This window comes from Streptomyces sp. NPDC000880 (genome assembly GCF_053599675.1).
Genome location: NZ_JBSFMS010000006.1, coordinates 82,832 through 108,881, shown reverse-complemented (window position 1 = coordinate 108,881; position 26,050 = coordinate 82,832). Strand labels below are relative to the sequence as shown.

At 70.5% G+C, this 26,050-nt stretch carries 21 protein-coding genes, 1 tRNA gene and 4 pseudogenes; 8 read left to right on the top strand and 18 right to left on the bottom strand.

The window, feature by feature from the left end:
- Window positions 1-135: 135 nt before the first annotated feature.
- From ACWDO5_RS03785 to ACWDO5_RS03775, 3 genes are read right to left on the bottom strand one after another with little or no spacing between them, the layout of a single operon-like run.
- Window positions 136-1,722, bottom strand: a complete 1,587-nt coding sequence (locus ACWDO5_RS03785) for a hypothetical protein (protein ID WP_450528084.1) — start codon at window positions 1,720-1,722, stop codon at window positions 136-138.
- Window positions 1,713-2,846: a hypothetical protein gene (locus tag ACWDO5_RS03780; RefSeq protein WP_450528083.1), complete on the bottom strand. Its 1,134-nt coding sequence runs from the start codon at window positions 2,844-2,846 to the stop codon at window positions 1,713-1,715. The genes ACWDO5_RS03785 and ACWDO5_RS03780 overlap by 10 nt, the downstream gene beginning before the upstream one ends.
- Window positions 2,776-3,651, bottom strand: coding sequence for a phosphatase PAP2 family protein (locus ACWDO5_RS03775; RefSeq protein WP_450528082.1), 876 nt, complete (start codon window positions 3,649-3,651; stop codon window positions 2,776-2,778). Before ACWDO5_RS03775 ends, ACWDO5_RS03780 begins: the two co-directional genes overlap by 71 nt.
- 186 nt (window positions 3,652-3,837) lie before the next feature.
- Here ACWDO5_RS03775 and ACWDO5_RS03770 point away from each other — a divergent pair, with 186 nt between their 5' ends.
- Window positions 3,838-4,434 (top strand): histidine phosphatase family protein, encoded by a 597-nt coding sequence (locus ACWDO5_RS03770; protein WP_450528080.1) that lies wholly within the window; start codon window positions 3,838-3,840, stop codon window positions 4,432-4,434.
- Window positions 4,435-4,538: 104 nt separating this feature from the next.
- Here the strand turns inward: ACWDO5_RS03770 and ACWDO5_RS03765 are convergent, their stop codons facing one another.
- Window positions 4,539-5,918, bottom strand: a complete 1,380-nt coding sequence (locus ACWDO5_RS03765; protein WP_450528078.1) for a tetratricopeptide repeat protein — start codon at window positions 5,916-5,918, stop codon at window positions 4,539-4,541.
- A 240-nt stretch (window positions 5,919-6,158) separates the two neighbouring features.
- Between ACWDO5_RS03765 and ACWDO5_RS03760 the strand changes: the two genes are divergently transcribed.
- The 3 genes and pseudogenes from ACWDO5_RS03760 to ACWDO5_RS03750 form a co-directional block, all read left to right on the top strand.
- Window positions 6,159-6,611 carry a hypothetical protein gene (locus tag ACWDO5_RS03760; RefSeq protein WP_450528076.1) on the top strand — a complete coding sequence of 151 codons (453 nt, stop codon included), beginning with the start codon at window positions 6,159-6,161 and terminating at the stop codon, window positions 6,609-6,611.
- 47 nt (window positions 6,612-6,658) lie between these two features.
- Window positions 6,659-7,534 (top strand): spermidine synthase, encoded by an 876-nt coding sequence (locus ACWDO5_RS03755; RefSeq protein WP_450528074.1) that lies wholly within the window; start codon window positions 6,659-6,661, stop codon window positions 7,532-7,534.
- 27 nt (window positions 7,535-7,561) lie between these two features.
- Window positions 7,562-8,403, top strand: a pseudogene (locus tag ACWDO5_RS03750) (histidine kinase dimerization/phospho-acceptor domain-containing protein); the annotation flags it as partial.
- A 70-nt stretch (window positions 8,404-8,473) separates the two neighbouring features.
- Here the strand turns inward: ACWDO5_RS03750 and ACWDO5_RS03745 are convergent.
- Window positions 8,474-8,977 (bottom strand): annotated as a pseudogene (locus ACWDO5_RS03745) (S41 family peptidase); the annotation flags it as partial.
- A 99-nt stretch (window positions 8,978-9,076) separates the two neighbouring features.
- On the opposite strand from ACWDO5_RS03745, the pseudogene ACWDO5_RS03740 reads away from it, so the two are divergent.
- Window positions 9,077-9,555, top strand: a pseudogene (locus tag ACWDO5_RS03740) (substrate-binding domain-containing protein).
- Between the two features lie 78 nt (window positions 9,556-9,633).
- On the opposite strand, the gene ACWDO5_RS03735 reads toward ACWDO5_RS03740, so the two are convergent.
- The 4 genes from ACWDO5_RS03735 to ACWDO5_RS03720 all read right to left on the bottom strand — a co-directional run bounded on the left by ACWDO5_RS03735 (window position 9,634) and on the right by ACWDO5_RS03720 (window position 12,420).
- A tRNA-His gene (locus tag ACWDO5_RS03735) sits at window positions 9,634-9,706 on the bottom strand.
- Window positions 9,707-9,798: 92 nt separating this feature from the next.
- Window positions 9,799-10,401: an oligoribonuclease gene (orn, locus tag ACWDO5_RS03730; protein ID WP_450528072.1), complete on the bottom strand. Its 603-nt coding sequence runs from the start codon at window positions 10,399-10,401 to the stop codon at window positions 9,799-9,801.
- Between the two features lie 46 nt (window positions 10,402-10,447).
- Window positions 10,448-11,665 carry a GlxA family transcriptional regulator gene (locus tag ACWDO5_RS03725; RefSeq protein WP_450528070.1) on the bottom strand — a complete coding sequence of 406 codons (1,218 nt, stop codon included), beginning with the start codon at window positions 11,663-11,665 and terminating at the stop codon, window positions 10,448-10,450.
- 386 nt (window positions 11,666-12,051) lie between these two features.
- Complete coding sequence (locus ACWDO5_RS03720; protein ID WP_450528068.1) at window positions 12,052-12,420, bottom strand: hypothetical protein; 369 nt, start codon at window positions 12,418-12,420, stop codon at window positions 12,052-12,054.
- Window positions 12,421-12,822: 402 nt separating this feature from the next.
- On the opposite strand from ACWDO5_RS03720, the gene ACWDO5_RS03715 reads away from it, so the two are divergent.
- Window positions 12,823-13,344 (top strand): universal stress protein, encoded by a 522-nt coding sequence (locus ACWDO5_RS03715; protein WP_450528066.1) that lies wholly within the window; start codon window positions 12,823-12,825, stop codon window positions 13,342-13,344.
- Between the two features lie 251 nt (window positions 13,345-13,595).
- Window positions 13,596-14,165: a GPR1/FUN34/YaaH family transporter gene (locus tag ACWDO5_RS03710; protein WP_450528065.1), complete on the top strand. Its 570-nt coding sequence runs from the start codon at window positions 13,596-13,598 to the stop codon at window positions 14,163-14,165.
- A 109-nt stretch (window positions 14,166-14,274) separates the two neighbouring features.
- Here ACWDO5_RS03710 and glmS read toward each other — a convergent pair whose 3' ends face one another.
- The 3 genes and pseudogenes from glmS to ACWDO5_RS03695 all read right to left on the bottom strand — a co-directional run.
- Window positions 14,275-16,092: a glutamine--fructose-6-phosphate transaminase (isomerizing) gene (gene glmS / locus ACWDO5_RS03705; protein ID WP_450528063.1), complete on the bottom strand. Its 1,818-nt coding sequence runs from the start codon at window positions 16,090-16,092 to the stop codon at window positions 14,275-14,277.
- Window positions 16,093-16,179: 87 nt separating this feature from the next.
- A complete protein-coding gene (locus ACWDO5_RS03700) occupies window positions 16,180-16,458 on the bottom strand; it encodes a hypothetical protein (RefSeq protein WP_450528061.1) in 279 nt (92 codons plus the stop codon).
- A gap of 134 nt (window positions 16,459-16,592) precedes the next feature.
- Window positions 16,593-16,855, bottom strand: a pseudogene (locus ACWDO5_RS03695) (DUF4429 domain-containing protein); the annotation flags it as partial.
- Window positions 16,856-16,955: 100 nt separating this feature from the next.
- On the opposite strand from ACWDO5_RS03695, the gene ACWDO5_RS03690 reads away from it, so the two are divergent.
- Entirely contained in the window at window positions 16,956-18,623 is a 1,668-nt protein-coding gene (locus ACWDO5_RS03690) for a beta-N-acetylhexosaminidase (RefSeq protein ID WP_450528093.1), read from the top strand.
- A 166-nt stretch (window positions 18,624-18,789) separates the two neighbouring features.
- Here the strand turns inward: ACWDO5_RS03690 and ACWDO5_RS03685 are convergent, their stop codons facing one another.
- The 6 genes from ACWDO5_RS03685 to ACWDO5_RS03660 form a co-directional block, all read right to left on the bottom strand.
- Entirely contained in the window at window positions 18,790-20,571 is a 1,782-nt protein-coding gene (locus tag ACWDO5_RS03685) for an IucA/IucC family protein (protein ID WP_450528060.1), read from the bottom strand.
- Window positions 20,568-21,125, bottom strand: coding sequence for a GNAT family N-acetyltransferase (locus tag ACWDO5_RS03680; protein ID WP_450528059.1), 558 nt, complete (start codon window positions 21,123-21,125; stop codon window positions 20,568-20,570). The genes ACWDO5_RS03685 and ACWDO5_RS03680 overlap by 4 nt, the downstream gene beginning before the upstream one ends.
- A complete protein-coding gene (locus ACWDO5_RS03675) occupies window positions 21,122-22,387 on the bottom strand; it encodes a lysine N(6)-hydroxylase/L-ornithine N(5)-oxygenase family protein (RefSeq protein WP_450528057.1) in 1,266 nt (421 codons plus the stop codon). Before ACWDO5_RS03675 ends, ACWDO5_RS03680 begins: the two co-directional genes overlap by 4 nt.
- Window positions 22,371-23,873: a pyridoxal phosphate-dependent decarboxylase family protein gene (locus ACWDO5_RS03670; protein ID WP_450528055.1), complete on the bottom strand. Its 1,503-nt coding sequence runs from the start codon at window positions 23,871-23,873 to the stop codon at window positions 22,371-22,373. The genes ACWDO5_RS03675 and ACWDO5_RS03670 overlap by 17 nt, the downstream gene beginning before the upstream one ends.
- A gap of 143 nt (window positions 23,874-24,016) precedes the next feature.
- The gene (locus ACWDO5_RS03665) at window positions 24,017-24,904 is read right to left on the bottom strand and encodes a siderophore-interacting protein (protein ID WP_450528053.1); all 888 of its coding nucleotides are present in this window, start codon (window positions 24,902-24,904) and stop codon (window positions 24,017-24,019) included.
- A gap of 2 nt (window positions 24,905-24,906) precedes the next feature.
- A complete protein-coding gene (locus tag ACWDO5_RS03660) occupies window positions 24,907-25,932 on the bottom strand; it encodes an ABC transporter substrate-binding protein (protein WP_450528091.1) in 1,026 nt (341 codons plus the stop codon).
- Between the last annotated feature and the right edge of the window lie 118 nt (window positions 25,933-26,050).

Sequence of the window (26,050 nt, the reverse complement as noted above, 5' to 3'; positions counted from 1 at the left end):
GCTTGGACTCGTACACCTCCACGCCCGTGCGGTCCCGCTTCGCCTGGTACATCGCCACGTCCGCGCGCCGCAGCAGGCCCTCCGCGTCATGCGCGGGCGGGTGGGAAAACTCCACCGCGCCCTGGTCGGGCCGGGTCACAGCACGTCCTCCGGGGTCACGGGGTCCGGGCTCTGAGCCGACGTGCCCGGGGGCCCACCGTGGGTCCACGGCGTTTCCTCCGGGGGCGGGAGCTTCGGGCCACCCCGCTGGTCGTGTTCGAACAGGGTCCAGGCGATCCGCTCGCCCTTCCCCGGGACCGAGCCCACCGCCGGGTCCTTGGCGCGGCCCATGCGGTCCGTCAGCCGCAGCACCAGCGTTCCCTCCGCCTCGTACCGTACCAACTCCGCCGTCTGCGGCTTGTCCTCCAGCGAGCGGTACACCTTCGCCCGCTCGGCGAGCTGCGGGCGGTCGTCCGTGCGGACCGTGAGCAGCGGACGCGGGCTCGGCCGCTTCGAGTCGGACCAGGCCATCACGACCTCCGTCACCTCGCCCAGGAACGCCTCGCCCGCCAGCCTGCGCCCCGCGAGCACCAGTGGGTCGTCCAGTGCCTCCTGGGCCTCCAGCTGCGCCTGGGCCGTTTCGCGGGAGGCGAGTTTCTGCGCGGCCGTCACCGCGTCGTCGCGGCGCGGCTGCGGCGGCTCGCCCGCCCGTACGCGATCGCGGTGCGCGGTGAACGACCAGCGGTCCCGCGTCCAGCGGTCCGCCGCCCTGGACCCTTCCGGCAGCTCACGCAACAGCTCCAGGCTGCGCCACACCGCGTGCCACGTGGGCCGCAGCTGGGTCAGCACGAGCCGACGGATCTCCTGCTCGGCGACGGTCAGTTCACCCAGTCGCGCATCCGCCGCCGCGCCGTCCTGCGCCGCGCCCAGCGCCTGTCGCGCACGGTCGTAGCGCTCCACGGCCGGGGCCAGCAGCCTGTTGTCGAAGGCCGGGTCGGTGGCCGGCCCGGCCGGCGGGCAGAGCAGCTGCCCGTCCCGGTCCCGCGCGAGTTCGGCCCGCAGCGCAGCCTCCGCGCCGGATCTCCCGTCGGGTGGATCGATCCAGGCGAGCAGCGCGCCCAGATGCTGGTCCTCCAGGCTGGACTGGCCACTCGCCCAGTGCCGGTTCAGCAGATCGGTCGCGGCGACGAGCAGTGAGGAGCCGGGCACCCGGGCCCGTTCGCCGTAGTGCGTGAGCCAGCGGCCGAGGAGCGGCACGCGCGGCGGCGCGGGGTAGGGCGCGTCGGGGTCCTCCTCCGCCGTACGCCGGAACCGCATCGACCGGCCGAGCAGCCGTACGAAGTCGATGCCGGCCCGCCCCGGCACAATCAACTGCGGGGCGTCCGCGCACAGTTCGACCTCGACCTTGACGCGCTTGCCCGTCTCCGGGTCCGTTTCGTTGCGCTCGGCGGGCTCGATGTCGTCGGCGTACGCATCCAGATGCGGCAGCACCGCGTCGGCCAGCTCCGCGAGGAACGCGAAGCGCAGATCGCGGTCGCGGGGCTGCGCCACGACCAGCAGCCGCGGCTCCTCCGGATCGGTGCCGACCAGCGCGCCCAGTGGCGCCCCCGCCTCACCAGCCGTGGTGAGCGGCACGAAGACCAGCGGCCGCTCGGACAGATGCCGGTGGCGCACGGTTGCGAGCGGGGTGGCCCGCCCCGACTCCACGGCCTCCAGCCGGGCGAGGGTGGAGATCAGCGACATCCGGCCGCCTCCAGGGCCTCGGCCCGCAGCGCCGCGGCCCTGCGCAGGGCGGCCACCGCCGGATCGTCCGGATCGCCCGCGGCCCCCCGCGCCGCCGCCAGGACGTCGCCGATCGTCGTCAACCCGCCCAGCTCGCCGCGCACCCCACGGCCCAGCGCCTCGACCGCGCCCGACTCGCGGGCCCGGTCACGGCAGTGGAAGGCCAGCTCGCACGCGGCCAGGCACTCGGGGGCGTAAGCCGCGGACACCGACTCGACCGCCGCCGTCAGCTCCTCAGCCGGCCGCTCCAGGTCGAAGGTCGTGCCCTCGGGCAGCGCCGCGGAGATGTCCTCGATCCGGGTCAGCCGGGCCAGCTGGCGGCGGGTGACCGACAACTGCTTGCGTACGTCGACGACGGACCCGGTCGGCAGATTGGAGAAGTCCTTGGGGCAGACCAGCAGCACCGAGTGCGCCACCTCCGCGCCCTCCGTCAGCGCGGCGACCCGCTCCAGCGCCAGCACATACACCGCGGCCTGGCGCGCGGCCGCGCCCACCTTCGTCGCGTCCGCCGACGCGTCGATCATCGGGAAGGACTTGATCTCGACGACCGTCCAGCGCCCGCCGGGGTGGACGACCACCGCGTCCGGCTCCAGATAGGCGGGGGAGCCCGCGACCTCCAGCGCCAGCAGGGGGTGGTCGAGCAGCGTCCATGCCCCGTCCCGGGCACCGGCCGCGGTCGCCTCGCGCAGCGCCAGCGCGGTACGCGCGGCCCGGCCCTCGGGACCGGCCGCGGACAGATCGGGCACCAGGACCTCGGCCGGGGCGTCCACGCCCAGCAGCCGCATCAGTTCCGTACCGCCGTCGGCCTTGACCCTGGCCTCGAAGGCATTGCCGCGCATGAACGCGAACTGCGACTGCCCGAACGCCGCAGGGGACCCCAGTGCGGAGGCGAGCGCAGCCTTGTCCACCCCGGCGCCGTCGAGCAGCGCGCGCCGCTTGCAGCCGGGGTTCGCGGCGAGGGCGGCCAGCGCGCGGGCGTCGAGCGGATGTGGCTGGGCGGCGGGGCCGCGCAGCTCAGCGAGCCGCTGCCGGAGTGCTGTCGTCGGCGCCTGCGGAGGAGGTCCGCTGTCCAGGGATTCGCTCACCCGCGGAAGTCTCGCATCCGGCACTGACAATCGGGGACTTCGAGCCGGAAGGAGCGGACAGGACCAGTGTGCGTACCCGGTCGGCGAGGCGCATCGCGGGCCGCGTCAGCAGTGCGCCGACGCCCATCACCGCGGCGCCTGCGACCGCGTCCAGGAAGTAGTGGTTCGCCGTGCCCAGCACCACGAGCGTGGTGAGCAGCGGGTAGGCGACGCCGAGGACCTTCATCAGCGGTGTGCGCCCGTGCCGCCAGAGCATCACGCCGCACCACAGCGCCCAGCCGACGTGCAGACTCGGCATCGCCGCGTACTGATTGGTCATCTCGCCCAGGCCGCGCGGCGCGCTGGCGTCGTCGCCCCACCAGCCGTACGAGCTGTACTGCGCCATCGTGTCGACGAACCCCTCACCGGGGGCGAGCAGCCGCGGCGGGCAGGTCGGCAGCAGCGTGAAGCCGACGAGGCCGAGCAGCGTGGAGAGCATCAGCCAGGTGCGGGCTGCGTGGTAGCGGGCGGAGCGGCGGAAGAGCCAGACGAGGATGGCCGGAGTGAGGAGATAGTGCAGCGAGGCGTACGCGAAGTCGGCGGGGATGCCGAGGGCGGGGGTCTGACTGAAGAGGCGGTTGAGCGGGTGCTCGGCGTTGAGGAGGAGGGCCTTCTCGGCCCGGAGTATCGCCATGCCGTTGTCGACCGCGGTCGACACATTGCCGCGGGCGAGCAGCCGGCCCGCCGAGTAGGCGGCGTAGACCACTGCGATCAGCGTCAGTTCGGTCCACCAGCGGGGCCGATGGCGGGGCGCGGTGTACGGCATCCGAACGTTTCTCCAGTTTGTGTTCAGGCAGCCATCGGCCACCGTTCAACCGTACGGTGTACAGGGCAGCGCTCCGTCGGAAGGTCCCAGCCTGTACAGGGACGCCGAGATCGGCTTGGAGGTTGCCCCGCGTTCATGTGCGCGATGATGGAAGGCCACCCGATGTGAATCTCAGGGAGACCCCGCATGGCACCGCGCATCCTGCTCGCCCGGCACGGCCAGACGGAATGGTCGCTGCTCGGCAAGCACACCGGCAGGACGGACATCCCCCTGCTCGAAGAGGGCAGGCGCGGGGCGAAACTGCTGGGCGAGCGGCTGCACCGGGCACCGTGGTCGGGCCTGGAGGGCGTCGAGGTCCGTACGAGCCCGCTGGTGCGTGCGGCGGAGACATGCGCGCTGGCGGGGTTCGCGGAGCGGGCGACCGGGTGGGACGCGCTGATGGAGTGGGACTACGGGGCGTACGAGGGCCTGGCCCCGGCCGACATCCATGCGGACCGCGCGGACTGGTTGATCTGGCGCGACGGCGTCCCGGACGGCGAGACCCTGTCGGAGCTCGGCGCGCGGGCGGACGAGGTGGTGGAGTGGGCGCGCTCGGCCGACCGCGACGTGCTGGTCTTCGCGCACGGTCACATCCTGCGGGTGCTGGGGGCGCGGTGGCTGGGCCTGGACCCGTCGTTCGCGGCGCGGATCAAGCTGGATCCGACGAGTCTGTCGGTGCTGGGGTGGGCGTATGGGGCGCCGGCGGTGGAGCGCTGGAACGACACGGGCCATTTGGAGGGGTGAGCCTCCCGCCGGAGGCGACCCCCGCCGCGCGCCACGTGCGCCCGCGACCCGCACCCCGTGGCGTCCGCGACCCGCGCCGTGGGCCCCCGGGGGTGGTGCCCGCGTCACGCCCTGCGCAGCGACTCCCCGTGCCGCTCCAGGAACGCACCGACACTTCCCGTCCTCCGCTTCGGCAGCAGCACCCTCGCCGTGTCCGCCAGTATCGACTGGATGCGTGACGACTGGACCCCCGTCAGCAGGTCCAGCACCTGGTGGCCCGCCTCTGCCGCCTCGTCCGGGACTCCGGCGCGGGCCAGGTCCGCTGCCAGTTCCGCCCGGTACAGGGCCAGGTTGCGAGTGAACCGGCCGTCCTGGAGGGTGGCCGCCCTGCGGGCGTGGCGGACGGCTCGGGGCCAGTCGCCGAGGGCTGACCAGCACTGCGCCTGCAGGGCCTCCAGTTCCGGTTCGCCGAAGAAGGACATCCACTCCGGATCCGCGTCCGCGCGGCCCCGGTCGAAGTACGCGTGCGCCCGCGCCAGGCACTTCTCGCAGCCCGCACGGTCCCCGAGCCCCGCCCAGCCGCCCGCCTCCCGAAGCGAGAGCAGGCACAGCAGCCGCTGCGAGGCCAGGTGCCCCGCCGCCCGCTGACCCGCCTGGGCCGAGCGGACCGCCTCCCGGTGGCGGCCCGCGTCCCGCGCCAGGAAGGACGTGTTGCAGAACGCGTGCGCCTCCAGCGCCGGATCGCCCGCCACCCGAGCCGTCGCCAGCGCCTCCGCGTAGTGCGAGCGCGCATCGTCGAACCGACCCGAGTCGTGCGCCAGCCAGCCCACCGAGATGGCGAGTTCGCCCGCCCAGGCGTGCAGCCGGTCCGCCGTCGAGGGGCGCGCGGCCGTGCCCGCGTCGAGCAGCGCGTACGCCGCCCGCAGCGGCTGCGCGGCCCGTTGGTAGAGCCCGTCCGCGCCATGCCGGTCGTCGAGCAGCCGGATCCGCCGTACCGCGTCCTCGACGGCGTTCACCTCCGCCTCGCCGACGCGTCGCTGTGCGGGCACAAGGCCGGGATTGGGGCCGAGCCCGAGAGACGCGGCCGCCACGGTGGCGGAGCCGCTCGTCATGAATGCGCGACGCAGCACGTCGCTCTCCTCGTCGATGTCGCTGTCGATGTTGCTGGTGCTGTCAAAAAGGTCGAGAGGGTCGAGGGGGCTGCAAGGTTCGGGCGGCCGCCCCCGTCCGCCGCCCCGCACCTGTTCCCGCGCCGCGAACCCCAGGTCCGCCAGCGCCAGACCGGGGAACATGTGCAGGAACACCCGCTCGTACGCGTAGTTCGGGCAGCGGATCTCGCCGGCCTCGACGCGCCCGATATAGCGGGCGTCGCACGAGACCTGCTCGCCGATCTCTCGAGCCGCCTTGCGCACACTCGCCGCGAACTCCCCCGGCGAGTGCCGCCCCCGCAGCCGGCGGAAGGCGAGGTTGGGAACTGCCCGTGATGCCTGTGACGATGACGCCATGGCCGAGCCCTCTCTTGGTGCAGCCGTGTTCCGGCGGAGCAAGAACGTACCTGCTGTGATGGGCCGCACACACAGGGTTTAGCTACAAAAGGGATATCTCGCCCTCGATCTGCCATGAACTGCCACTCTTTGCGGCGGCGGGCCGCCGTAGCCCTTGACGCGCACGGGCGTTGAACCATTCGGAGGCGCGATGCGTGTCTCCACTCGAGCGAGGAGGGGATCCCCTTGTTGGAGATCGGCATGGAGACCAGCGCCAACGGCGGCTCACGCACGACTGCGACGACTGCTCACCACAGGCCAACCCCGGACAGCAGCGCACCGCCCGGCGACGACGCCGAGCCGTGCGATCTGGTGACCGTCCCCGCCCGGCAGGGGCTCGAGGCCGTCGACATCCTGCGCCGCGGCGCAGGACCGGCCGTCGGCCCGGTGCTCCACGACGGCACCTGCGACACCCTCGGCTTCCTGGTGCCGCCCGGCACCGCGGACGGCTGGGACATGCCGGGCAGCGCCTGTACGCAGACGTCGGGACGCGGTCTGCGTATCCCTGCCGAACCCCCGGTCACCGGCACTGGCACAGGCGCTGACTGGCTGCTCCCGCCGGACGCCGCCGACCCGGTCACCGATCCGGTGGTGCTGCGCGAGGCGCTCGGCGAGGCGGCCCGCCTCATCGAGGCCGCCGACAAGTGTTGCTGAGCCCCGGTCGCTGAGCCACCCGTCCGTACTGCGCCGATAATGGGCTGGTGGCGAAGAGCAAGCGGCGCAGCCGTACGGGCGGGGCAGGCAGCCCCGAACCCGTCGTCGAGCAGGTCGACGGCGGGCTCGCCGAGCTGATACCCGACCGTGAGCGGCCGCGCGGCTGGACGCTGCTCCTCGACGGCGCCCCGCAGTCCCATGTCGACCTCGACGACCCGGTCCATCTCTCGTTCGAGTACCAGCGCCGTCTCGGCCATGTCGCCGATCTCGCCGCCCCGCCCGGCCGCCCCCTCCAGGTCGTGCATCTCGGCGGCGGGGCCTTCACTCTTGCCCGCTACATCGCGGCGACTCGCCCCCGCTCCACCCAGCAGATCGTCGAGTTGGACGTCCCGCTGGTCCAACTGGTCCGCAAACAGCTCCCGTTGGACCCCGGCGCACGGATACGCGTCCGGTCGGCCGATGCCCGCGCCGGGCTCGGCAAGGTCCCGGAGGGCTGGGCGGACCTGGTGATCGCCGACGTCTTCAGCGGAGCCCGCACCCCCGCGCATCTGACCAGTACGGAATTCCTCGCCGAGGTGCGCAGGGTCCTGAAGCCGGGCGGGCACTACGCGGCGAACCTCGCCGACGGGCCGCCGCTCGCCCATCTGCGTGCTCAGGTCGCCACCGCCGCCGCCGTTTTCCCCGAGCTCGCTCTCGCCGCCGACCCGACGGTGCTGCGCGGCCGCCGGTTCGGCAATGCGGTGCTGCTCGCGTCCGACGTCGCGCTGCCTGTCGCCGAACTGACCCGCCGCGTCGCGAGCGACCCGCATCCCGGCCGCGTCGAACACGGCAAGGCGCTCACCGACTTCACGGGCGGCGCGGCCGCGGTGACCGACGCGAGCGCGAAGCCCTCACCCGTACCGCCGCCCGCGACGTTCCGTTAGCGCGGTGACCGGGACCCCGGCGGCGGTTTGTCCTCAAGCCCTGCCTTCGCGATACCCCTCGGGCTTGTCATCAAGGAGATGGCCAGGGACCGGGCCTTCTCCAACGCCGAGCGGCAGGCCGCTGCCATCGGCCCCACGCTCTCCATCACCGCCGACCGCGTTCCGCTGGAGCGGGCGGTGATGTCCACCCAGGCCGGATCGGCCGGGCGGATGGCCGTGCACATACCGGCCGCCGGCGAGCCGGGCAGCCAGCCGGTGAACATCGGCACCCGCCGGGCCACTCAGAAGGACCTGACGACCACGCAGCAGCTCGGCCGCGCCTCCATCACCGAGGTGACCGGCGGCTCCGCGCTGCTCGCGCCGACCGCGATCAGCACCGGACAGATCGCCATCGTCGAGGTGTTCGTACCGGAGGGCGAGGTCTCCAACGGTGTGGACACCGCCTGGCTGGTGCTCGCCGGTGTCGGCATCGCACTGATCGTCGGCTCGGTCGCGGTCGCCGACCGGCTCGGCATCCGCATGGTGCAGCCCGCCCAGCGCCTCGCGGGCGCCGCGCACGACCTGGGCGAGTGCAAGCTCGGCGCGCGCGTCCCCGAGGAGGGGCCGACCGAACTGCGTTCCGCCGCGATCGCCTTCAACTCCATGGCCGACCAGGTCGTCCAGCTCCTCGCCAATGAGCGCGAGCTGGCCGCCGACCTGTCGCACCGGTTGCGTACGCCGCTCACCGTGCTGCGTCTCAACGCCGCGTCGCTCGGCCACGGACCCGCCGCCGACCAGACCAGGGCCGCGGTCGAGCAGCTGGAGCGCGAGGTCGACACGATCACCGCACGGCGCGCGAGGCCAAGCCGCCGACCCCGACGCCCACCCCCACCCCCACCGAGACGTCCGGCGGCGGTACGGGCGCCGGTGCGGGCTTCGCGCCGTAACGCGCGCTTCGTGCTACCGGCGGCTGAGCACGGCGACCGCCCGGTCGAAGGCCGAGTCCCTTCCCCGCGCGAGCTCCTCGTCCGTGAAGACCGGTTCACGCAAATGCGGCGGGACGCCCGGACCGTCGAAGGTCGCTTCCGTACGAGTCAGGAACTCCTCGTTCGGCAGCATGAACTCCCAGCCGCCGGGGAGCGCGCGCCGCATCACGTCCGAGAAGACACCCTGCGTGTGCTCCCCGATCCTGACCGTCCGGCCGGGCCGTTCCATCAGCGCCTGGGTGAAGGTCTCACCGGCGCTGACCGTCGAGCCGCCGGTGAGCATGGCCACCGGACCGGTGTACCGGGGCGCCGCCGCGGGGACGGTCAGGAAGGAGCCGCCCCAGTTGCTGGGCTTGGGCGCTGCGGCCATGTCCCACTTGTCCTTGCCCGCGGCCCCGCCCTTGTCCTGGACGTAGCCGAGCATCCAGGCCGGGCAGGAGACGGTAGCGAACGTGCCGTTCGCGTAGCCCTGGTCCCAAGCCTGGTGACTCGGACAATCCGTACGCGCAACGGAGGGCGGGGCACGGGCAGACCCACCCTCGAAGAGGTCGCCGCACGCGCCGGTGTCGGGCGCGGCATGGTCTCCCGCGTGATCAACGGTTCGCCGGGGGTCAGCGACCGCACCCGCGCCGTCGTCGAGGCCGCCGTCGCCGAACTCGGATACGTACCCAACCGTGCGGCCGCGCGCTCGTGATCACCGGTCGCAGGTCGGCCGCCGAGACGCTCCCCGCGGTCGACTCCGACAACTTCGAGGGCGCCCGCAGCGCAGTCGCGCATCTCGTGGCCGGCGGCCGCCGCGCGATAGCGACGATCACCGGACGCCTGGATGTCTACGGCGCCCAGTGCCGCCTGGACGGCTACCGCGCCGCTCTCGCGGCGGCGGGCCTGCCTCCCGACGCCCGCCACCTGGACCCGGCGCTGACCAGCGTGCGCCGGCCGATCGAGGAGATGGGCCGCACGATGGCCGAGGTGCTGCTTCAGGAGATTACGGGGGGCACGGGCGAGCGGCCGCGGATCGTGCTCCCGACGGAGCTGGTCGTACGCGAGTCGTCGTAGCGTGGATCCACAGATCCAATAGCGCTGCGGAAAAGAATAAGGGCCCCGGTCCGAAGACCGGGGCCCTTGATCCTTCAGGGTGAGTAACGGGACTCGAACCCGCGACATCCTGGACCACAACCAGGTGCTCTACCAGCTGAGCTATACCCACCACGACCGGTCTTCTTCCCGACCGGCCGAGAAAAAGTGTACAGGGTCGGGGAGGGTGCTCGCGCCCGGGTTTTCGCCCCCTTCGCGCGGCGGCTACTGCGCAGGAAGGACGTGCTTCGCCGCGATCGTCTTCGCGGTCTCCGAGTCGGGTCCGGGCTGCGGCACGAAGACCGCCTCGCGGTAATAGCGCAGCTCCGCGATGGATTCGCGGATGTCCGCCAGCGCCCGGTGGTTGCCGTTCTTCTCCGGACTGTTGAAGTACGCCCTCGGGTACCAGCGGCGGGCCAGTTCCTTGACCGAGGAGACATCGACGATCCGGTAGTGGAGGTAGTCCTCCAGCGTCGGCATGTCGCGCAGCAGGAAGCCGCGGTCGGTGCCGACCGAGTTTCCGCACAGCGGGGCCTTGCCGGGCTCCTTCACGTGCTGGCGTACGTACGCCAGGACCTGCTCCTCGGCAGCGGCGAGCGTGGTTCCGCCCGCCAGTTCGTCGAGGAGGCCCGAGGCGGTGTGCATCTGCCGCACCACCTCGGGCATCGTCTCCAGCGCCGCGTCCGGCGGGCGGATCACGATGTCCACCCCTTCGCCGAGCACGTTCAGTTCCGAGTCGGTGACCAGTGCGGCCACCTCGATGAGTGCGTCGTCCGTCAACGAGAGCCCGGTCATCTCGCAGTCGATCCACACCATGCGATCGTTCATGCGTCCTACCTTAGGCGGACCGGAGATCGGGGGGCGCCGGTCTTGCCTAAGGCGCACTCCGCTGGCCGGGCAGGCTCGGACGGCCGTGACCTGTCGCGTACGCGTCGGAAGGAGGCTTTCCCAGCTCCGGCGGAGCGGCCGAGGTGGCCGCGGGTCCCGGGGCTCCCGCCGCCGCGGCGGCGCGTCTGGCCTGGGCGGTGACCTGTGCCGGGACGACGGCCTCCACCACAGTGGGCGGGGCGGAGTCGTTCTGCGGGCGGCGGACCCGGTAGGCGGCCCGGTACGCGGCCGGGGACGAGCCGAGCTGACGCCGGAAGTGGCCACGCAGCGCCACCGGCGAGCGGAAGCCGCAACGGCCCGCGACCTCGTCGACCGAGTAGTCGGAGGTCTCGAGCAGCCGCTGGGCCTGCAGCACCCGCTGGGTGATCAACCACTGCAGCGGCGCGCTGCCGGTCAGCGATCGGAATCGCCGGTCGAAGGTGCGCCGGCTCATGTACGCCCGGGCCGCCAGGGTCTCCACGTCGAACTGTTCATGGAGATGCTCCAGCGCCCACGAGACGACCTCGGCCAGCGGGTCCGACCCGATTTCCTCTGGTAAAGACCTGTCCAGATAGCGCTCCTGCCCGCCACTGCGGCGCGGTGGCACGACCAGCCTGCGGGCCAGTGCGCCGGCGGCCTCGGTGCCGTGGTCGGTGCGCACGATGTGGAGGCACAGGTCGATTCCGGCCGCCGTGCCCGCGGAGGTGAGCACATCGCCGTCGTCGACGAACAGCTCGCGCGGATCGACATGGACGGACGGGTACCGCTTGGCCAGCGTCGGCGCGTACATCCAGTGGGTGGTGGCCGGGCGGCCGTCCAGCAGACCGGCCGCGGCCAGCACGAACGCGCCGGTGCACAGTCCGACGATCCGGGCTCCTTCCTCATGCGCCCGGCGCAGCGCGTCGAGCGCCTCGGGCGGTGGCGGTGAGGTGATCGACCGCCAGGCCGGTACGACGACGGTGCCCGCCCTGCCGATGGCCTCCAGGCCGTACGGCGCGGTCAGTTCGAGCCCGCCGGTGGTCCGCAGCGGGCCTTCCTCGCCACCGCAGACCAGCAGTCGATAGCGGGGAACTCCGGCGTCCTGACGGTCAATTCCGAACACCGAGAGCGGGATGGAACTCTCAAAGATGGGGCCGCCGCTGAACAGCAGCACCGCGACGACTTCCCGGCGCCGGCGCCCGGAGAGCTTCCGTGCTGCCTCCGGTGCGGCGGAGTCCTGACTCATGACGCTAAGCCCCCCTCGGTGTTCGCGTCTCCCCGTTCGTTTCGGGCCTTTCGCTCCTGCACGTTTCCCCTCGGTTTCGCACGAGTCCCGAGCCTTCGATACTCATGATCGAATCTACTGTGTCCCGTGGCGCCGACGTGACAAGTTCGGCATGCCCCGCTATGTCGACAAGGCAACTTGGCGCGAAGCATTCGATCACGAAGCGTTCCACTCGGGGGCTCCGCAGGGAAGTGCGCGTCGCACGCATGGCCCGTCCACGTAGGGTGCGAGCGCCGTGAATGGCCCTTTCTTCCCTGGTGGCAAGGGGGTTGGCAGGCCATTTCGCCAAGGGAAGGCCGGTAGCGCGAAGTTGGCTGAAAATATACGGGTGCGGGTGTGCGAACCCGTCAGTCGCCGGGCCCGCTTCCCGCGCCGCGCCGACTGCCCCGGTGAGCCCCGGGAACGGTCCGCAGGCGCCGGCCGCGGGGCTGCGCCGACTCGGCGGCCCGGGCCCGGGGCGCACTGCGCTCGGACCGGCGCAGCAGCACCCGGCAGGCGGCCGTCACGGCGGCGAGGCCGAGGGCAGCGGCGGCCGCTCCGCCGACGGACGTCCCGTACACGACCAGCACAACAGGGACGACCGCGCAGCTGAAGGCCGCCCAGCGCACCACGTCGCTCGCCGAATCGGACGAGGGGCGCCGGGCGGCCTCAACGCGCTGTCCGTGCTGCGGGGCCGGGGAGGTGTCGGGGGCCGGGGCGGACGGGCGTGCGGGCACAAAAGCTCCCTGGAGGCGGCGGGGTGACCGAGGTGCAACGAGCAGCGGAGCCTTCCGGTCACTGGCGCGGACGTCAACCGGCGGATCAACCGGCGGATCAGCGGGCTGATCGGCGGACGGATCGGAGGCGGGACGGGTGGACGGGCCGTCGGACGGCCCAGTGGACGGTCGGGGCAGACCGCTGTAGAGGCCAACCGGCATTGCCTTCCTGGGCAGGCTCGGGCATGCTCCCTTGAACGCCGCGTACGGGGCAGCAGGCTCTGGGCAGGAGAGGAGTGTCGCCGTACCCTTGGGGTATGGGCCAGGGAAGATGATTCCCGGACACAGCTCCGCCGCGATGCCAACCCACGCACCCTCCCTGAGACGATCCCTCACAAGAGGACCTTCTTCGCCGAGACACCGATGGCCGGTCACGAAATTCCCGAACCCGCGGACCGCAAGCAGGTAGCCGACCCACTGTCGGACCTCCAAGCGGCCGAAGAAACACGTCATTCCTGCGATCCAGCGTTCCGGCACGGAGTCGTCGTCGGCTTCGACGGCTCGACCTCCAGTGAGCGGGCGCTCGCGTACGCCATCGGAATGGCCAAAAGGTCTGGTTCCGGCCTGATCATCGTTCACGTCGCCAACCGGCTGCCGACCACCGTCTGGGCGGGCTGCGAGCCCCCCGTCTTCGTGGACGTCCCCGATCACCGCACCGAGGTCATCGGCCTGGAGCTGGCCTGCGCGGACTATCTCGCCGAGGTGCCCTGGATCCTGGTCGAGCGCGGCGGCGACATCTGCCACGAGCTGGAGGAGGTCGGCCGTGAGTATTCTGCCGACGCGATCGTGGTCGGCTCGACGCACGGCATCGTCGGACGCATCTTCGGCTCCGTGGCCGGGCGGCTCGCGCGGCGCGCGCAGCGCCCGGTCATCGTGATCCCGTAGTTCGACCCGTAGCGGGATCACGTAGCCGGCCGTAACACACGGTCGCCTGCTGGTTACTGCTCGTCGTAATCCCGCGTACGCCCTGCCGTGTCCATTCCGTAATCCCGGCGTCAGTCCAGGTGAGGCAGCGTCAACTCCCTTCCTCTGCGGGGAAATCTACCTGTCCGTACAGGTGGATTGTGCGCTTGTGAAGGGTACATACCGGTCGCTGGGAAGCAGCACAACTGCACAGGACACGAAGGGAGCCCGCCGTGGACAATGAAGTCTCTGCGGGAAGCGCTACAACCTCGACTCTCGGCCACCTCGCACTCGGACTGACCCTGCTGGCGTTCGGCGTCGGCCACACCGGCGTGATCGACAACGTGGCGGCGGCAGACGCGGCCGCTCTCGCGACCTGGATCGGCGGCGTCGCACTGTTCATCGTCGGGCTGCTCGAATTCCGCGCGGGCAACGCCGGTACGGGCACGGCGTTCTCGGGCCTCGGCGCCTTCTGGTTCACCTGGGGGACCGGGGTCGGCGCCGAAGTCACCGGTGAGGCGGCAGGCCTCTTCCTGCTGCTCTGGGCGCTGCTCGCACTGACCCTGACAGCGGCGTCCGCGGGCAGCGGACTGTTCGGACAGGGCGTGTACGGGCTGCTGTTCGTCTCGCTGCTGCTGCTCGGCATAGCGTCGTTCGCCGAGAACGACGGTCTCGCCAAGGCGGGCGGCTGGATCGGTGCGGTCGCGGGTCTCGCGGCCTGGTACGGCGCGACGGCCGCACTCGCCAAGTGGCCGACCTTCTCCGGACGTGCTGCCGGCCGTGGAGTGACGGCCACCGGCTGAGGCAGCCACAGGCCGGTGTGAGGGGCTGCTCCGGCTGGCGAAAGGGCGGTCCCCCCGCGCGTAAAGGTGGCAACGCGCGGGGGGACCGCCCCTGCCTGAACGGGCTGTACTACTCGACCGTGACGGACTTCGCCAGGTTGCGCGGCTTGTCGATGTCCCGGCCCATGGCCAGCGCCGTGTGGTACGCGAAGAGCTGGAGCGGGATGCCCATCAGGATCGGGTCCAGCTCGTTCTCGTTCTTCGGCACGACGATCGTGTGGTCGGCCTTCTCCTGCTCGCGGTGCGCGACCGCGAGGATCTTGCCGCTGCGGGCCTTGATCTCCTCCAGGGCGGCGCGGTTCTTCTCCAGCAGCTCGTCGTCCGGGATGATCGCGACCGTCGGCAGCGCCGGCTCGATCAGGGCCAGCGGGCCGTGCTTGAGCTCGGACGCCGGGTAGGCCTCGGCGTGGATGTAGGAGATCTCCTTGAGCTTCAGCGAGGCCTCGAGCGCCACCGGGTAGCCGCGCACCCGGCCGATGAACATCATCGACTTGGCGCCCGCGTACTCCTCGGCCAGCTTCTTGATCTCGGCCTCGGACTCGAGGATCTCGGTGATCTGCTCGGGCAGCCTGCGCAGGCCCTCGATGATCCGCTTGCCTTCGGAGACCGACAGGTCGCGGATCCGGCCAAGGTGCAGGGCGAGCAGCGCGAAGGCGACCACGGTGTTGGTGAAGCACTTGGTGGAGACGACGCAGACCTCGGGGCCTGCGTGCACGTACGTGCCGCCGTCGGCCTCGCGGGCGATCGCCGAGCCGACCACGTTCACCACGCCCAGGACGCGCGCGCCCTTGCGCTTGAGCTCCTGGACCGCGGCGAGAACGTCGTACGTCTCACCCGACTGGGAGACCGCGATGTAGAGGGTGTCGGGGTCCACGACGGGGTTGCGGTAGCGGAACTCGGAGGCCGGCTCGGCGTCCGCGGGGATGCGGGCCAGCGACTCGATGAGTCCGGCGCCGATCATGCCCGCGTGGTACGAGGTGCCGCAGCCGAGGATCTTCACCCGGCGGATGCCGCGCGCCTCGCGGGCGTCCAGGTTCAGGCCGCCCAGGTGCACGGTGGAGAACCGGTCGTCGATACGGCCGCGCAGCACGCGGTCCACGGCGTCGGCCTGCTCGGAGATCTCCTTGTGCATGTACGTGTCGTGGCCGCCCATGTCGTACGACTCGGCCTCCCACTCCACGGTGGTCGGCGTAGCCGTCGTACGCGAACCCTCGGTGGTGTACGTACGGAAGTCGTCGGACTTGAGGGTGGCCATCTCGCCGTCGTCGAGGGTGACGATCTGACGGGTGTGGGCGACCAGCGCGGCGACGTCGGAGGCGACGAACATCTCCTTCTCGCCGATGCCGAGGACGACCGGGGAGCCGTTGCGGGCGACGACGATGCGGTCGCTGAAGTCGGCGTGCATGACGGCGATGCCGTACGTGCCCTCGATCAGCTTCAGCGCCTGGCGGACCTTCTCCTCCAGGGTCTCGGCCTGGGAGCGGGCGATGAGGTGGGTGAGCACCTCGGTGTCCGTCTCGGAGGCGAAGACGACGCCGTCGGCGACGAGCTTGGCGCGCAGCTCGGAGGCGTTGTCGATGATGCCGTTGTGGACGACCGCAACCTTGTTCTCAGCGTCCAGGTGGGGGTGGGCGTTCTCGTCGCTGGGGGCGCCGTGGGTGGCCCAGCGGGTGTGGGCGATGCCGGTGGTGCCGGCGAAGCGCTTGGGGACCCGGGCTTCCAGGTCACGGACCCGGCCCTTGGCCTTGACCATCTTCAGGCCGGCGGCTTTGGGGCTCGTGACCACGATGCCCGCGGAGTCGTAACCCCGGTACTCCAGCCGCTGCAGGCCTTCGAGCAGCAGCGGTGCCACGTCACGCTTGCCGATGTATCCGACAATTCCGCACATAGAGTTCTTACCCCTCCATAGGTCAGGTGTGTGCCTGGTCGCATGGCCGCCTGGCTGACCGGACCGGTCGGCCGGTCAGCCGTAGAGTCAGCCGTAGACGATGCGGCGCAGCTGGCGGAGCGAGAGCTCCGGCGGCGCCACGGCGCGGTGCGGCAGTTCGGCCGCGATCCGCTCGAAGATCTCCGTGTTCGCCAGGCCACCGGACTGCAGCTCGCGGTGGCGGCGGCGGACGAATTCGTCGGTCTTCTCGTCGAAGTACGCCAGCACGTCGAGCACCACCCGGGCCGCCTCACCGCGCTGGAGCGCGGTGCTGCGCACCAGATGGTCGATGAGGTCGTCGTGTGACGAGGGGCGGCGATCGAGCACCCGTAGATATTGCGGGGTCACCTACCGCAATTGCAAGAATCCTGCCCGATTACGGGCAGGAGACGCTCACGTTCGCTTCAATGCGGCCCGTTTGGCGGTGGTGAACTCCTCGGCCGTCAGTATTCCGGCCCTTTGTCCACGGTCAGCCGGTAGGGGTCCGAGCCGTCTCCAGCTTGCCGCCGGTGATCTGCAGGAGCGGGTCGGCGCCGTTGCGCAGCCGCAGCCGTCCGGACTTCTTGCCCGGCTCGAAGGAGATCCCGGCGAGCGCCCCCAGCGGTACGGCGATCTCGCCGAGAGTCTTGCGCAGCAGGCTCACGCTCTTGTCACTGCCGGGCACGATGCGGACTGTGTCCCCGTCGAAGGTCCAGGTGCCGTCCTTCTGGATGATTTCCGCCATGCCGGGATTCTCGCACCGGGTACGGCATACGTGGGCTCGCCCAGGGGCAGTGAGCAAGTGGTCTACACCTTGACCGGAGTTGGGGCACGCGGTACGCATGATGACTGCCGTTCGGTTGCTCAGCACCACAGTTGCGACGCCCGTCGAAGGGACCCAGCCTGTGAGACAGCCCAGAACGTTCCCCCGCCTGTTCGGTTCGCTGCTGCTCGTCGCGGCCGCGGGTATCGCCGGCATCGGCGCCGGCCCAGCCCCCGCCCCGGCCGCCCCCGAGGTCCGGCCGCTTGGCCAGATCGTCCCCGCGCCCGCTTCCGTACGCCCGGGCGGGTCCGCGTACACCCTCACCCCATGGACCCGGATCCGGGTCGACGACGACTCCCGCGAGGCCGGCCGGATAGGCACCTATCTTGCCCAGCTGCTGCGGCCGTCGACCGGCTACGCCCTGCCCGTCACCGACGACCACGGATCCGGCGGCATCCGGCTGCGGCTGAGCTCCGCGGACCGCTCCCTGGGCGACGAGGGCTACCGGCTGGAGTCCACGCGCGGCGCGCTCACCCTCACCGCCGGGAAGCCCGCCGGGCTCTTCCACGCCGTGCAGACGCTGCGCCAGCTGCTGCCCGCCTCGGTGGAGAAGGACACCCGGCAGCCCGGCCCGTGGAAGGTCGCGGGCGGCACGATCACCGACAGCCCGCGCTACGGCTACCGGGGTGCGATGCTCGACGTCTCCCGGCACTTCTTCACCGTCGACCAAGTCAAGCGCTATATCGACCAGTTGGCGCTCTACAAGATCAACAAACTGCATCTGCATCTCTCCGACGATCAGGGCTGGCGGATCGCCATCGACTCCTGGCCGCGGCTGGCCACGTACGGCGGTTCGACCCAGGTCGGCGGCGGCCCAGGCGGCTACTACACCAAGGCCCAGTACAAGGAGATCCTCAGCTACGCGGCCTCGCGCTATCTGGAGGTGGTCCCCGAGATCGACATGCCGGGGCACACCAACGCCGCCCTCGCCTCGTACGCCGAGCTGAACTGCTCCGGCATCGCCCCGTCCCTCTACACCGGGACGGCGGTCGGCTTCAGCTCGCTGTGCGTGGCGAAGCCCGTGACGTACGACTTCGTGGACGACGTCATCCGCGAGCTGGCCGCCCTCACCCCCGGCAGGTACCTCCACATCGGTGGCGACGAGGCGCACTCCACCAGCCACGCGGACTATGTGGCGTTCATGGACAAGGTGCAGCCGATCGTCGCCAAGTACGGGAAGAAGGTGGTCGGTTGGCACCAGCTGACCGGCGCGACCCCGGCGAAGGGGGCGCTCGCCCAGTACTGGGGTCTGGACGGCACCAGCGCCGCGGAGAAGGCGCAGGTCGCGCAGGCCGCGCAGAACGGCACCGGGCTGATTCTGTCGCCCGCGGACCGGATCTACCTCGACATGAAGTACAACAAGGACACCCCGCTGGGGCTGGCCTGGGCCGGCTATGTAGAGGTGCAGCGGTCCTACGACTGGGACCCGGCGGCGTATCTGCCGGGCGCGCCGGCGTCGGCGGTGGCCGGGGTCGAGGCGCCGCTGTGGTCGGAGACGATCTCGACCAGCGACCAGATCGAGTTCATGGCGTTCCCGCGGGTGGTGGGGGTGGCGGAGCTCGGGTGGTCGCCTGCGTCTGCGCATGACTGGGAGGCGTACAAGGTGCGGCTGGGGGCGCAGGGGCCGAGGATGTCGGCGCTCGGGATCGACTACTACCGGTCGCCGCAGGTGCCCTGGCCTGCGGGCTGACCGCCGGGGGCTCCGCCCCGGGCCCTGCGCCTCAATCGTCGGCGGGGCTGATTTTCGGGGGTCTGGGGCGGAGCCCCAGTTACGGGCAGGGGCGGGTAGGGGAAAGGCCCCGCCCATGAGACGGGCGCGCCGGTGAGGGACCGTATTCACCGGCGCGCCCGTCCGCTCAGTGGGAGAACCGCGCGATCGGGTTCTCCAGGCTGCCGATCAGCTGGAGCGCGCCGGCCGGGTCCGCCAGGTCCACCATCTGCTTGTTGTTGCGCAGCTGGAGCCGGTTCAGGCAGGAGAGCGCGAATTCGCCCGCGAACATGTCGTACTCCCTGAACTTGTCCGCCAGATGCGGCACCGACCTCTGGTACGCCGCGACGCACTCCGCGATCGTCCGCCAGAACGTCTCCTCGTCCAGCCGCTCCTCCGTGACCAGCGTGGCCGCGAGGAAGCGGAAGAAGCAGTCGAAGACGTCCGTGAAGACGGAGAGCAGCTTCATGTCGTCGGGCACGTCCGCGCGGATGCGCTCGACGTCCGGCGGCAGCACCGCGTCCGGGTCCATCACCGCGATCTCCTCGGCGATGTCCTTGAAGATCGCCCGCTGGACCGTGCCGTCCTCGCCGATGACGAGGATGACGTTCTCGCCGTGCGGCATGAAGACCAGGTCGTACTCGTAGAAGCTGTGCAGTACGGGCGTGAGATACGCGTCCAGATAGCGGCGCAGCCAGTGGGCGGGGGTCAGGCCCGACTCGTCGATCAGCGCGCCCGCGAACGACGCGCCGTTGTGGTCCACATGGAGCAGCGACGCCATCGTCGCCAGCCGCTCGCCGTCCAGCAGCTGTGGCACCGGGCTCTCGCGCCACAGCGCGGCCAGCATTTTGCGGTACGGGGAGTAGCGATCGGTCGCCCGCTCGTACTGGCGGTGGTGGTAGCCGGCCGCCGCCCGCTCCCGGATGATCGAGAAGCGGGCCGCCTTGAAGACGTCGTCGCTGCCGATCAGGCTCGCCAGCCAGTCGTTGATCGCAGGGGTCGCCTCCATGTACGCGGCCGAAAGGCCACGCATGAAGCCCATGTTGAGGACGGACAGCGCGGTTTTGACGTAGTGCTTGGCCGGGGCGCTCGCATTGAAGAACGTGCGGATCGACTGCTGCGCGAGATAGTCGTCGTCGCCCGGGCCCAGGCACACCAGCCGCTGCTGGGCGATCTCGGCGGCGAAGGTGACGGAGAGCTTGTTCCACCACTGCCAGGGGTGGACGGGCAGCAGGAAGTAGTCGGCGAGGTCGAGGCCGAGGGCGTTCAGCTGCCCGCCGAAGCGGGCGAGGGCCGCTTCGCCGAGCTCGTCGCGGACCAGCGACTCGTAGTCGAGTCCCGCGCCCGCGGTGAAGGTGGCGCGGTCGCGGCGGGCCGCCAGCCAGACCAGGCGGACCTCACTCGCGGTCTCGGGGGCGTACGAGAGGTACTCGTGCACCCCGAAGCCCAGCCGGCCGTTGTTGGCGACGAAGCAGGGGTGGCCCTCGGTCATGCCGGTCTCGATGGCCTGGAAGCCGGCCGTGGCCAGCTCGGCGGACGTCACCTGCTTCTTGGTGAGCTTGTACGCGGTGCCGGAGAGGGTGGAGGAGATCTCTTCCAGATAGACCGGGAGGATCTCCTCGCTCAGGCCGAGTACGCCGCGCAGCTCGATGAAGAAGTCGAGCGCGTCCAGCGGCTGCTCGTCGCCGTCCCGGTGCCGGGTGATGGTGTCGGCGAAGACCTGCCAGTGGTCGAGGGCGAATCGCCGCGCGGTGAAGCGGTACTCGGTGCCGGAGTCGTCGCTGAGGACGCGGTAGCGGTCCTCTCCGAGGGACTCGGGGGCCAGCAGCCGCTCGTGGGAGAACTCCGCGAGTGCCTTGCGCAGGAGGAGCCTGTTGGCCCGCTCCCACAGCCCGGGCGTCAGATGCGATACGGCGTCGGACAGGGTCATGCCGCCACTCCTCGTGCAGCCTCGAACTGGGCGCGGGTGCAGAAACTCAGCAGGGCGTCCTTCTCCGGCTTCTCGATCTCTCGTGCGGGCACGAAGCCGACGGCCTCGTTGAGCGCGTGCACGGCCTTGTTGCGTACGTCCGGCTCGACCACCACACGCCGGATGGCCGGGTCCGCGAACAGCTTCTCCATCACCGCAGTGATCACGGCGCGGGTGAAACCATGCACGGGGGTGTCGGTCGGCGCGACCAGGAAGTGCATGCCGACATCGCCGGGCTCGGCGTCGTACAGCCCCTTCAGTTCCACATGTGCGGGGTCGTAGCGTTCCATCAGGAAGACGGGCTCGCCGTCCTTGAGGCCTATGAAGGCGTCGTGGTGTTCGTGCGCGGCTATCGCCATGTAATCGCGCTCGACATCCTGCAGTTTCGCGTCCTGCATCAGCCAGAAGGCGGCCTTGGGGTGGGTCACCCAGCCGTGCACCAGCTGGGCGTCGGAGATAGGGGTCTCCCCGACGAAGTCAGGGGAAGGGTCGAGGGGACGGATGGTGAACGTCATGCGGAAAACTCCTGGAACGCGATGGACTTTTCGACCGTGTAGTACTCGGACCCCAGCAGCTCGCCGATGATGTAGGCGTTGCGGTACGCGCCCATGCCCAGGTCGGGCGAGGTGATGGAGTGCGTGTGCACGCCGGCGTTCTGCAGGAAGATCTCGCGTCCGGCCGTGTCGATGCTGTAGTTGCGGGCGATGTCGAAGCGGCCCTGCCCGTCCCGGCGGATCCGGTCGGCGACCGGCTCCAGGAACTGCGGCTCGGCGTACTTGTAGCCGGTGGCCAGGATCAGGCCCTCCGTGCGCAGCTCGAAGTCCTTGCCCTGCTCCTCCTGGCGCAGTCCGAGGGTGTACGTACCGTCCTCGTAACTGGCCTTCTGAAGAGCCGAGTTGGTGAGCAGTCTGGTCGGGACGGGGCCATTCAGGTTCTTCTGGTAGAGCAGGTCGAAGATCTCGTCGATGAGGTCCCCGTCGATGCCCTTGAACAGGCCCTTCTGCTGCGACTCCAGCCGGTAGCGGGTGGCCTCCGGCAGCGCGTGGAAGTAGTCGATGTACTCCGGCGAGGTCATCTCAAGCGTCAGCTTGGTGTACTCCAGCGGGAAGAACCGCGGTGAGCGTGTGACCCAGTTGAGCCGGTAGCCGTGCACGTCGATCTCGGAGAGCAGGTCGTAGTAGATCTCCGCGGCGCTCTGCCCGCTGCCGACGAGGGTGATCGACTCCTTTTGCTGCAGCGCCTCCTTGTGGTCGAGGTAGCGCGAGTTGTGCAGGAAGTCGCCGCCGAGACCCTGGCAGGACTCGGGTATGTACGGCAGGGTGCCGGTGCCCAGGACGACGCGGCGGGCGTGGAACCGCTCGCCGGCGGCGGTGTGGACGACGTACAGCTCACTCTCGTACTCGACGCGGGTCACCGTGGCGCTGAAGCGGACGGAGGCCAGTTTGGCAGCGGCCCAGCGGCAGTAGTCGTTGTACTCGGTCCGCAGCGGATAGAAGTTCTCGCGGATGTAGAAGGAGTACAGCCGCCCCGATTCCTTCAGATAGTTGAGGAAGGAGTAGGGGGAGGTGGGGTCGGCGAGGGTGACCAGGTCCGACATGAACGGCGTCTGGAGGTGCGCGCCTTCCAGGAACATCCCCGAGTGCCACTCGAAGTCCGGCTTGGACTCCAGGAAGAGGCCGTTCAGCCCGTCGATCGGCTCGGTCAGGCAGGCGAGACCGAGATTGAAGGGCCCGAGCCCGATACCGATGAAATCGAGGGGCTCAAGACGCGTGGACAAGGTTCTCTCCCAGGTACTGCTCGGCGTGGCCGGCGATCAGATCGAGTACGGCAGTGATGTCTTCGGTCGTCGTCTCGGGGTTGAGCAGCGTGAACTTCAGGTACTGGCGGCCGCCGACCTTCGTCCCGGCGACCACGGCCTCGCCGGACGCGAACAGCTCCTTGCGTGCGTAGAGGTTGGCCCGGTCGATCTCGGTGGGGCTGGTGACGTCCTCGGGGATGTAGCGGTAGACCAGCGTCGACAGCTGCGGCTGTACGACCACGTCGTAGCGCGGGTCGGCGGCGAGCAGTTCCCAGCCGGCCGTGGCCAGGTCGCAGACCTCGTCGAAGAGCTGCCCGACGCCGTCCGCGCCCATCACGCGCAGCGTCATCCACAGCTTCAGCGCGTCGAAGCGGCGGGTGGTCTGCAGGGATTTGTCGACCTGGTTGGGGATGCTCCCCCGTAGCCCCTCGGGCACGGGCGGTACTCCCCCCGCCGCAGCCGGGGGGAGTGCCCCCAGCTCGACGGTGGGCCGCGGGTTGAGGTAGTCCGCGTGGTAGGTGGCATGGCTCAGCGTGGACCCGTCCCGTACCAGCACCGCGGACGAACTCACCGGCTGGAAGAAGGACTTGTGGTAATCCACGGTGACCGAGTCGGCGTTCTCCACGCCGTCGAGGAGATGGCGGCGGGTGGGGGAGGCCAGCAGTCCGCAGCCGTACGCCGCGTCCACATGCAGCCAGGTTCCGTACTGCCCGGTCAGCTCGGCGATTTCGGGCAGTGGGTCGATGGAGCCGAAGTCGGTGGTGCCTGCGGTCGCGACGACGGCCATGGGGACCAGGCCCGCACGGGTGCAGCGCGCCAGCTCGGCGGCGAGGGTGACCGTCTGCATCCGCTTGTTGCGGTCGACGGGGATAGAGACGACGGCTTCGCGGCCAAGACCCAGTAGCGTCGCCGACTTCTGCACGCTGAAGTGGCTGCACTCCGAGGTGAAGATGCGCAGTTTGGCGAGGTCCGCGGTCTTGGCCTCTTCGCGGGCGAGCAGCAGCGCCTGGAGGTTGGACTGGGTGCCGCCGCTGGTGAAGACACCGTCGGCCGCGGGGCCGAGGCCGATCCGCTGCGCGGTCCAGTCGATGAGGCGGCGCTCGATGAGGGTGCCGCCGGCGCTCTGGTCCCAGGTGTCGAGCGAGGAGTTGACCGCGGAGAGCACGGCCTCGCCGAGGACGGCCGGGATGACGACCGGGCAGTTGAGGTGGCCGAGGTAGCGGGGGTGGTGGAAGTAGACGGCGTCCCGCAGGTAGACCCTCTCCAGCTCGTCGAGGGCGGCGGAGGCGTTGCCCAGCGGCTGGTCGAGGTCGACCGCGGAGATCACCGGGGCGAGCTCGTCGGCGGTCACGCCGGTGAACGGCCGCCGGGTTGTGGCGAGTCGGTTCGCCACCCGCTCGACTCCTTCGGTCACGGAGCGCCGGTAGCTCTCCGCCGTTACGTCATTGAGCAGGTGCGAGCGCATTTCAATGTCCTCCCGGATGCGGGGCCCTGGTCGCCCCTCAGGACAGGAGAGGGGGCGAGGGGGCGACGTTGAACTTAGGTTAGCCTAACCTAACTTTCAAGCCCAGCCCTCGCCCCCTTGGGGCGCGCCTGTTATGGCCCTGTTCACATAGCGGTGGCTTCGGCAGCTGCGTCAGCCTTGTCCACCGCGCCGGTGTCGGCCCCCTCACGGAGGCCGTCCTCGCTCACCCCGCGCTTCCAGTAGCCGACGAACGTGACGCGGCGGCGGTCGAGTTCACGCTCGCGCACCAGATGGCGGCGGAGCGCCTTCACGCTGCCCGACTCGCCCGCGATCCAGGCGTACCCGGTGCCCTCGGGCAACTCGGCCGCGCTGACCGCCTCCAGGGCGGACGGCGCGCCCTCCTCCCGTACCAGCCAGGTGATCCGGGCGTCCGCCGCGGTCTTGAGGGCCTGGCGGTCCTCGGTGTGCTGCACCTCCAGCCAGACCCGGGCCTTCATCCCGGCCGGCAGCCACTGAAGGATCGCCGTGGCGGCCGGCAGTGCCGTCTCGTCGGCCCAGATCAGTACCCAGTCGGTGTCCGCAGGCGGCCGGCAGCGCACGGCGGTGTTGTCGGCGACGGCCGGACCGAGCACCATCACGCGGTGTCCGGGCGCGGCCTGGCCGGCCCAGCGGCAGGCGGGACCGCCGTCATCGTGCAGTGCGAACTCGATGTCCATCTCGCCTGCCTCGCCCGGCAGTTGACGCTGCTCGCGCACGGTGTACGAGCGCATCACGGCCCGTACGTCGTCGGGCAGCGCCCGCCAGGCGGCGAATATCGCGCTGCCGTCACCTGCGTCGACGGGCACGACAGGTGCCTTCTGGCCCGGGTGCGGCAGGAACAGCGACAGGGACTGGTCGCGGCCCCCGGTGGCAAAGTCCTTGAGGTCCTTGCCCCCGAAGGTGACGCGGACCATGGACGGGCCGAGCCGCCTGGTCCGTACAACCTCCAGGTCGAAGAAGCGGAACGGGGCGATCTCGGCCGTCGTCGTCATGATCAGGCGACCTTCTTCGCGGTCTCGATGGCCTTGGCCAGGTCCTCGAGGATCGGCGCGCACTTGTCGTAGGAGTAGACCGGCTCGGTGACGCGCGGGAAGACCTGTCCGGCCTTGACGGCGGGCAGCTTGCCCCAGGTCGGCTTCTTGGACAGCGAGTTGGACTGAAGGGTCCCGGTGCGGTTGTCCAGGATGATGATGTCGGCGCCGTACTTGCCGGCGTTCTCCCAGCTGAGCTCCTCGAAGAAGCCCTGCGCGTTCGGCTTCGGCTCCACGAACTTCACGCCCAGTTCCTGGAAGTACAGGGTGTCGGCGGATGTCTTCGGGACGGAGACGTAGAAGAGTTCCTGGCTGCCGGAGCCAATCAGGACCTTGATGTTCGGCTTGGCCTTCGCGGCCGCGCGCAGCCGGGCCGCGGCCTTCTCGAAGCGGGCCTTGGCGTCGGCGGCCTTCTTGCCCTTGACGTCGCCGCCGAGGGACTCGGCGAGCTCGGCGTGGCGCTGCAGGGCCTTGGCCATCGTGGTCTCGGCCGCCCACAGCAGAACACTGGGGGCCAGCTTCATGATCTTGTCCTTGGACTGCGGCGGGACGTACCACGGGTCGTCCTTGGCCCACATGTTGGTGATCAGCAGCTCGGGGGCGAGGGCCGCGTACTGCTCGATGTTGAACTCGCCGTAGACATTGCCGACGATCTTCACCTTGTTGACGTCGAGGTCGCCGGCCTGGACGTCGGGCTTGCCGTCCTTGGTCTTGGTCGGGCCGAACACGCCCTTGACCTCGACGCCGTAGTCGTGGAGGGCGGCGGCGGTGCCGGTGAAGGCGACGATGTTCTTCGGGACGGACTTCAGCTCGACCGTCGTACCGCGGTCGTCCTGGAACTTCCAGGGGCCGGACTTCTCGGCGGCCTTGCCGGTGCCGCCCTTGTCGTCGCTGTTGCCGCAGGCGGCCATTGCGACGCCGAGCCCGAGGGCGCCGCCCGCGGTGAGCAGGCCGCGACGGGTGAGGTGGGAAGCTCGGGCGTTGGGCATCATGGTGTCCGCTTTCGTACGTGCCGGGGTCGGCCACTGGCAGTTCGAAGGTAGGTTAGCCTAACCTCACCTCGTGTCCAGAGGGCGCCTCCCCCGGCCGTGCGGACGGCGGGCCCGT

Bases quoted from the DNA above. Each gene is read 5' to 3' on its own strand.
- ACWDO5_RS03665 (WP_450528053.1), bottom strand. From the start codon at position 24,904: ATGACGACGACGGCCGAGATCGCCCCGTTCCGCTTCTTCGACCTGGAG.
- ACWDO5_RS03690 (WP_450528093.1), top strand. From the start codon at position 16,956: ATGACTGCCGTTCGGTTGCTCAGCACCACAGTTGCGACGCCCGTCGAA.
- ACWDO5_RS03785 (WP_450528084.1), bottom strand. From the start codon at position 1,722: ATGTCGCTGATCTCCACCCTCGCCCGGCTGGAGGCCGTGGAGTCGGGG.
- glmS (WP_450528063.1), bottom strand. From the start codon at position 16,092: ATGTGCGGAATTGTCGGATACATCGGCAAGCGTGACGTGGCACCGCTG.
- ACWDO5_RS03765 (WP_450528078.1), bottom strand. From the start codon at position 5,918: ATGGCGTCATCGTCACAGGCATCACGGGCAGTTCCCAACCTCGCCTTC.
- ACWDO5_RS03670 (WP_450528055.1), bottom strand. From the start codon at position 23,873: ATGCGCTCGCACCTGCTCAATGACGTAACGGCGGAGAGCTACCGGCGC.
- orn (WP_450528072.1), bottom strand. From the start codon at position 10,401: ATGAACGATCGCATGGTGTGGATCGACTGCGAGATGACCGGGCTCTCG.
- ACWDO5_RS03685 (WP_450528060.1), bottom strand. From the start codon at position 20,571: ATGACCCTGTCCGACGCCGTATCGCATCTGACGCCCGGGCTGTGGGAG.
- ACWDO5_RS03725 (WP_450528070.1), bottom strand. From the start codon at position 11,665: ATGAGTCAGGACTCCGCCGCACCGGAGGCAGCACGGAAGCTCTCCGGG.
- ACWDO5_RS03680 (WP_450528059.1), bottom strand. From the start codon at position 21,125: ATGACGTTCACCATCCGTCCCCTCGACCCTTCCCCTGACTTCGTCGGG.
- ACWDO5_RS03770 (WP_450528080.1), top strand. From the start codon at position 3,838: ATGGCACCGCGCATCCTGCTCGCCCGGCACGGCCAGACGGAATGGTCG.
- ACWDO5_RS03660 (WP_450528091.1), bottom strand. From the start codon at position 25,932: ATGCCCAACGCCCGAGCTTCCCACCTCACCCGTCGCGGCCTGCTCACC.
- ACWDO5_RS03775 (WP_450528082.1), bottom strand. From the start codon at position 3,651: ATGCCGTACACCGCGCCCCGCCATCGGCCCCGCTGGTGGACCGAACTG.
- ACWDO5_RS03760 (WP_450528076.1), top strand. From the start codon at position 6,159: ATGGAGACCAGCGCCAACGGCGGCTCACGCACGACTGCGACGACTGCT.
- ACWDO5_RS03715 (WP_450528066.1), top strand. From the start codon at position 12,823: ATGGCCGGTCACGAAATTCCCGAACCCGCGGACCGCAAGCAGGTAGCC.